Origin of the sequence: Anaeromusa acidaminophila DSM 3853 (assembly GCF_000374545.1) — a bacterium.
Taxonomy (GTDB): Bacteria; Bacillota; Negativicutes; order Anaeromusales; family Anaeromusaceae; genus Anaeromusa; species Anaeromusa acidaminophila.
Window position 1 is genome coordinate 1 of record NZ_KB894623.1, and the last position, 7,097, is coordinate 7,097.

The 7,097-nt window shown below is 44.3% G+C and carries 7 protein-coding genes; all 7 read right to left on the reverse strand.

The window, feature by feature from the left end:
• Window positions 1-803 precede the first annotated feature (803 nt).
• A complete protein-coding gene (locus C508_RS0117115) occupies window positions 804-1,730 on the reverse strand; it encodes a DUF932 domain-containing protein (protein ID WP_018704793.1) in 927 nt (308 codons plus the stop codon).
• Window positions 1,731-2,059: 329 nt separating this feature from the next.
• Window positions 2,060-2,815 carry a hypothetical protein gene (locus tag C508_RS19730; RefSeq protein WP_018704795.1) on the reverse strand — a complete coding sequence of 252 codons (756 nt, stop codon included), beginning with the start codon at window positions 2,813-2,815 and terminating at the stop codon, window positions 2,060-2,062.
• Window positions 2,816-2,838: 23 nt separating this feature from the next.
• Window positions 2,839-3,447: a zinc ribbon domain-containing protein gene (locus tag C508_RS19735; RefSeq protein WP_018704796.1), complete on the reverse strand. Its 609-nt coding sequence runs from the start codon at window positions 3,445-3,447 to the stop codon at window positions 2,839-2,841.
• Between the two features lie 487 nt (window positions 3,448-3,934).
• The gene (locus C508_RS0117140; protein WP_018704798.1) at window positions 3,935-4,249 is read right to left on the reverse strand and encodes a hypothetical protein; all 315 of its coding nucleotides are present in this window, start codon (window positions 4,247-4,249) and stop codon (window positions 3,935-3,937) included.
• 331 nt (window positions 4,250-4,580) lie between these two features.
• Window positions 4,581-4,814 carry a hypothetical protein gene (locus C508_RS19175; RefSeq protein ID WP_051086827.1) on the reverse strand — a complete coding sequence of 78 codons (234 nt, stop codon included), beginning with the start codon at window positions 4,812-4,814 and terminating at the stop codon, window positions 4,581-4,583.
• Window positions 4,815-4,928: 114 nt separating this feature from the next.
• Entirely contained in the window at window positions 4,929-5,735 is an 807-nt protein-coding gene (gene istB, locus C508_RS0117150) for an IS21-like element helper ATPase IstB (protein WP_018704765.1), read from the reverse strand.
• Between the two features lies 1 nt (window position 5,736).
• Window positions 5,737-6,966 carry an IS21 family transposase gene (istA, locus tag C508_RS0117155; protein ID WP_018704764.1) on the reverse strand — a complete coding sequence of 410 codons (1,230 nt, stop codon included), beginning with the start codon at window positions 6,964-6,966 and terminating at the stop codon, window positions 5,737-5,739.
• Between the last annotated feature and the right edge of the window lie 131 nt (window positions 6,967-7,097).

Here is a 7,097-nt window from a genome sequence, read left to right on the forward strand (position 1 = left end):
ATGTCGTGGGGCACAGTCGTTTTTTCTGTAAGAGGCATTTTTATTTATTCTCCCTGGCTTTGCCAGGTATGCCCGCCACTCCATGGTGACTGTCTTTTTGAAAAGCCGAACGTTCCAGTATTTACGCAGGTTGAGGATAAAAAAAGACCCTGCAAGGAAGCTCCGAAAAGCTTCTGCAAGGTCTTTTTGTCTATGTCGGGCAGGCTAAGTCACTTTGGCCTCTCGAGAAAAAACGACTGTGCCCCACGACATAGTATCCTCGACCTTGTTAAATCCATTGTAACTATCAATACTTCAAATTACAAGAGCAACAAAATGCACCGAAACTTATGGTTTCATTATAGGCTGTCTCTTTGACAATGCGGTTGTATTTGAGGATACCTTCAACGCTTTGGAATATCTGGTATATTCCATCACGCCCACGAGGTTTGATAGGGTTTTATAGACATTTTCCTTCATTATAATTCATACGTTTTCACAAACGATCTCTCTATGCTTTTATAGTTAGTGTCCGAAAAATCGCACAACTCATAATCTTTATAGACTTTATCAAGCAACTCTAAAAACGGAATCTGTTTCCACAAATTTCTGAAATTCTTTTTATCCTTCAAACAAAAGGGAATGATAAAAACAAAAATCTGATCCATAATCCGTAATTCCCCATAACAATATGGCAAATCGTAGTTTTTTTCGTCTTTTCTTTCAAAGATGTACAATTCCGGTTCTAAAATTAGCCTCTGGCACTTTATTATGGCAACATCCGGCAACTGGCATGCCCCCCGAAAATCGAGCCAGATTTTAAGTTAGTCTAGCATACTTTTTTCTAACTTAAAATCTGGCTCGATTTTCGGGGGGCATGCCAGGCTCAACAGATACCGGTCTGCCAGTACTTCCACCGTCTGCACCGGATTATTGCCTGTAGGCAGTTGCTTGGCTTGGCGCAGCTTATCTACCGATAGATGGAACAAGGTTTCATCTACTACGGTTTTGAGAGTGTCCTGAACCTTCATAAAGAAGGTTTTGTCGTCTTGCGCCAGCGTTTCATCGGAAAAGATTTCATAGGCTGCGTCATCATTTTCAATCTGCCGCCCTACATGGTAACGCTTTTGGGCATAGTCTTTCACAATCAGGCCGTTCTTACACACCAGCCGGAAGAGGAGCGGCTCCACCTTCAGACTCCCTAAGCCTACCTCGCTATTGGAAATCACCATACCAGCCTGCACTGCATCACCTACGTCTACCTCAGCCTGCAGGCGTTTATTGATAACCTTGATAAACATGTGGCTTTCCGTAACCTCGCAGGACACCAATTCTGCCCCTTTCATGTCTTTGATGAAGGGGAAAACCACGTCCGCCAATTCCAGATTATCAAGCCGCCGGTAGCGGTCCGACAAAAAGGCTCTGGCTTTGCCGTCTAATGTGCGCACCATGCGATTGGCGGGCTGCTTCGTAAACCAGCGGTTGATGTTGTAATCAAGAAGCTCCGGGTCTTCGATGCGCATCTTTTGGTAGTACTTTTGCGGAATTTGCAGGCGTTCTCCCAATTGCCGGTGCATCAGTTCGCTGACCACGAATTCTTCCGCTCCCTCCGGCAAAACAACTTGCAGCAAGCTCTGCCCCTGCTCCGTCTTGACCACCAGCTTTCGGGTGTCCGCTACAAAGTCTTTTCTTGCCTGTCGCTGGCGTTCTAGTTCCTGCGCTAATTGGATAATGGTTCTGCCCTGTTTCATACGTAAATCGCTCCTTTTTCTTTTCATATTTTATTTCCACATAATTTCCTTACTGTAAAGAACTTCTCGGTTTAATCATTGTCCAAGAAGATAAACAAGGGCTTCCATCATGGAAGCCCTTGTTTAGGTGAGTATCAAATTTAGTCGTTACCATCTTTTGGTTTTTCTTGCTCGACAATCGCTTTTACCACAGCAAGTAGCACTGAAGCTGCCATCAACACCATATCCATTACTTTATTCTTTGTCAATAAAATCCCCCGCCTTCTATATATCACTAATTCCATAATATATAGGCGAAGAATAAGGATATTCGATTATTTCATTATAATCTATTTGTGATTTCTTTTGTATTCCACATACCATCGATTTAGATCTTGCGGTTTTAACCCTGTGTCATAGAAGAATAAACCTCCGGTGTCAGGATCAACAAGAATATCAACTGCACGTTTTAAACCACTAAGAGTAAACATGTGATATTTTTTTCCATCAACTGTGAGTAAATCGCCACTAGCCGTTCCTGGATTTAGTGCCATCTTGGTAACGCCAGGAAATTCATGTTCACCTAACCAGTCCATTATGCGGCCCTTGGCGGCTGCTTGATCATATTTTAAATCGGATGTAGGTTTACTTGCATTATCCGGTTGTGCCGCTTTGTTACCAGACATAAATGCCTTTTCAATCAGAGTCGTTAGAACAATCTTATTTTGTGGAACCTCGTTGAATGCAAGATAAGTAGCTTCAAATCTGCCTTGCGCTTCATCAACAACAAACTGTATCCTTGCTTTTACCGCGACATCCTGATATGTACAATCCCCTGTAAACTCGACGATATTTTTCCCTGCGTCCCCCTTAAAATATTTCCACCTGGGCGTTGCGAAGAAAGCAGAAAACGCTTTATCATAGGTCAATGCTGGATTATTTTCTCTATACCCACTTTTGACCATAAGAACATATTTGTTGTCGGAATCCATAGCACCGGCTATACCGTCTTTCAACTCTTCCCCAGCATTCTTCACTGAAGAGTTTGAGCAAGCGGAACACAATAGCAAAGCAGCAATCATTAATAACAACCCTAGCTTTTTCAATGATCTCCACCAATCCTTTCAAATTAAACTCTTTTTCTTTTTTTCTCTTTATAGACTTCTGCATCATATTTCTTACTTTGTATTTCTTCACTTGCTTTTTTGTCACTAAAGCCACCAAATACAGCAAGCCCACCTAATGCAACAAGAATCAGCCCCGGAAAAATCAGTCCGTAAAATAGCGCAATGATACCAAAAACTATAGCAAATGGAGCAGAAATAAAAGACCATCCACTTATTCGGGATTTTTCTTCCATTAACTCTTTTGCCTCTCTGAATTTATTACTGCAATCCATACAAATAAAAAATGTTTCATTTGTTGTCGTTATTTTAGTTCCATTTCCAAAAATGCCGAGCAAGAGACCTAGCGGACCAAATAACAACCACCCTAAGCACCCTTTTCCCGTCCCATATCCACCGCCTTTTCCCTCGACCTTGCTTTCAATAAGAACTTGCAATTTTCGAGACTTACATTTTGGACAATATGCACCCTCATTCGTTTGCCGTCCTACAACATCATGTTTTGCAGTTTTCCCCATATCTTGCAGGTCTTTCTGAAGATTCACCTTCACACCACATTTGTGGCAAAAACTTGCATCTTCGCTTAGTTTATTCCCGCACTTATTGCAAAACATATTTTCACCTCCTCGTCTTCAATTTTGACTTGCCATAAAATTCACTTCTAATCAACTTTTCATAAAAATCATCACCGATTTTACAGAACCTTGCAGCCTATACCTATCTCTCATTAGCATATGATACATTTTATAGTTATTTGCTTTACAATTTGAGCAAGGATTATCGATAAATTCTACTTGCCCTAGAGTATATGGGCATTGTGGGCAAAGTGGTTTAATCAAATTAATCAATTTCATTTCGGCCTCCTGTTAAGCGACGTTCCGTGGAAAACGCCTAATAAATCTTTCAACGCTACCATCCAAGAAGCCAACTCAAAAATCTTTCGAGCAATCCCACTATGCCCCAAATGAGTATTGGCCAAAACACGGATTTCTCCATAATACGCTCCATCAGTTAAAGGCTTTTCTGCCCCTTGATCTAATTACCCCGACTTGTGTTAGGAAGTTGCTAAGGCTAATCTAATCAGCCAACTATACATATAAATTAGCCTTCATATCCTTTGGGATATTTCACACCAATAATCAGGCGATCATTCGGATTTGCAATTTTAACGCTCATAATTTTTTTGTGACAAGCCAGAAGCTGACTTCTGATCGTTTCCAAATATGGTTTATTATGCGGCACTACATACTTTTCAGATCCCACTTCTAACAATTGAATATACCATTCAACTGTCTCCAATTTGCTAAGGCAATACGATGAGATGATCTGCTTATCATTAGCGTCCCTTATTGCTTCTGCTTCAATCTGAATGTATGGCACTAGATCCGTAGGTATTCTTTTTAGTTTTTCCGCCATAATAAACGTCCCCTTCCCAAACGACTCATTTTTTCACTTTCCTATTCTAAAATGTCAAAAGGAACGATGTTATTGACATCCGCTGGATTTTTACAATCCGCAAAATGCTACTAATCTCGTCCCTTTCTAGGCAAACCACTAATTATGCCTAATGCTCTACCCAGACAGCTACATGCCTGTCATTAGGTGAGGCTTTACAAACTCCACTCATATTCTCTGGCGGGTCATTGGGCTTCTTATCATTTTTCGTTGAACACAATTTCACTATATCCCGTTTCCCGCACCACTTACATTCAGGCACCCAGCGAATACTCATACCCAACATCCTTTCCTATTTAGCCTCGTTTTCTTTCCTGCGTTTATTCAATATCCCTTCAATCACCTTAGCTGAATAACCTCCGGCTCTTGCGATTTTAGCACGCTCACGCCTATCTGCCACAGGCTTCGCTAAATCAGCAATAAACTCCGGGCGATAAAGGCGCATAGGGCAATCAATTTTGTCTCCATGAAAGTGCTTAAACAGCTTGAGCATTGCATCTTTCCCAATAAGCTCAAATAATTCCAAATAGCTATCATTAAGCGCATCCGATTCTTTCCCTTCAACGCCAAAAGCTTTATTGTCAACGCCGGTTTATTTTTGACCACCAGCGCCGGGTGAAAAATGACCACTTGCAACCGATTAAGAACTGACCACTCCATCGGATTTCAAGAGTTCACCGCTTGGAGGGTGAGGAATCAAAGACAGACCGGCTTTGTTGCGATTCTTGAGACGATAGCTCTGGCCTCGTATGTTTATGACATGCGCGTGATGCAACAGGCGGTCAAGGATGGCTGTCGCCAGCGGAACATCGCCCATTAGCTCGCCCCATTCGCCGAAGCCTTTATTGCTGGTCAATATAATGCTTCCTTTTTCATAGCGCGAACAGACCAACTGAAAAAACAGATTCCCGGCATAGCGGTCAAGATGCGTGTAGCCAATTTCATCGATCAGCAACAGTCCCGGACGTTGATAAACTTTCCAGCGGCGTTCCAGCCGCCCTTCGTTATCCGCTCGGCGCAGATCAGCAATCAATCGGTCCATACTGACAAAATACACGGAAAGACCTTTGCGAATCGCTTCCGTGGCAAGACCGATCGCCAGATGGCTTTTGCCAACTCCCGGCGGCCCTAGCAAAATGACATTTTCTTGGCGATGCACAAAACTCAGTGTTTCCAGTTCGCGAATCAATCGTTCATCCAATCCAGGTTGAAAGCTGAAATCAAACTCGCCAAGATTCTTCTTTTGCGGCAGACGCGATAGCTTTAATCGCGTTTCCTCGCTGCGCACTTTTCGGACATCGTTTTCCGCATCCAGCAGTCGGTTTAAAAAACTCAGATAGGTTGGCTGCTCATGTGCTGCCAGTTCCAGATGCGCATCCAGCGCTTGCGCTGAATGCGCCAATCCAAGAGCGTCAAGGCTATCGCGAACGTGTTCTAATTCCACCATATCAAGTCGCCTCTGCAAACTGCGCGTACTCGGTTAGCGGTCGGATATACACTTGATCGAGCGGAATTTGCACGGCACAGGATGGTTCATGCGGGATACCTTGTTGTGCGGAAAGCCCATCGTATTGTCCCGTGGCGTAAACATGTTTACGCGATTTGTGGCAAACAGCATGCGTTTGGAGCAATTGTCCGGCTTCATCGACAATGATAATCTGGCCGCGTTGCAGCGCGACTTGAACGCACTTGCCGCTATTCCTCCAATGGACGCCATACAGCGCGCCATTGTAACTGACGAAGCCTTCGCGTGAAACCTTGCGATTTTCCATGCGATAAGGGTTGCAGATGTTTTCCGGCGGCAAGGCGCTCAACTTTTCAGCCGACAAAAGATCTACGGGCCGTTCGCCGGTTGTGCCGTGAACCTTTTGATTCGCCTGATCGCACCAAGCTACCGCTTGCAGTTGCAGATCGCCAAAATCAATAAATGCTCTGCCCGGAAGGAAGTTATCCCGGACGTAGTGAACCAGCCGTTCGACCTTGCCTTTGGTTTGCGGCCGACGCGGCCGGCAAACTTTCGGAATAAATCGCATATCCGTTGCGAACCGTTCAAATGGTTCATGCCAAATCGGTTTGCCGTGATCGGTGGATATGATCACCGTTTTCATCCTGTCGGTCAGCACGACTTCCGGTACGCCGCCAAAATACTCAAAAGCATTGAGCATGCAACGCAACAAGCTGGCGCTGTCGCAGCGGCGCGAAAACTCAATATAACGCGTTCGACTGTGACCAAGAACCATGACGAAACAGGCGACTTTTCGCATTTGACCGTTGCGAGCCTTGTAGTTCATAAAACCCCAATCCATTTGCGATTGGCGACCAGGCGGTGTTTCAAAACGCCGGACGGCTGGTTCCATTTTGACGGAAGGCGGGCGAAACGGCGCCAGGTAATCCTTAAGAATCGTGATGCCACCGTCAAAGCCTCGTTCAATAATCCGGTCAAAAATCACGCTAGCATTATAGACTCCAAGCTCAAGCAGTTCTTGGATATACGGTTTAAACGGATCGAGCTTTGAGCCGCGTATTTTGCCTTTTAGTCGATGCGGTTGCTCACCTTGTTCCAGATATTTTCGGACGGTTATTCTCGACATACCCGTTTCCCGGGCGATTTGTGAAACGTTTTTTCCTTGCATAACTTTCATTTCTTGCAGCATAATAGAAGTGCCACGCTCCTTCATTGGCGCTACCTCCTTTGATGTCTCGACAACTCAAAGGGTAGCCTATTGGGGGAGGGTGGTCAATTTCTACCCGACCGATAGTGATCAATTATCGACCGGCGCTACTGGCTAATTATAGCCCGGCGTCGACA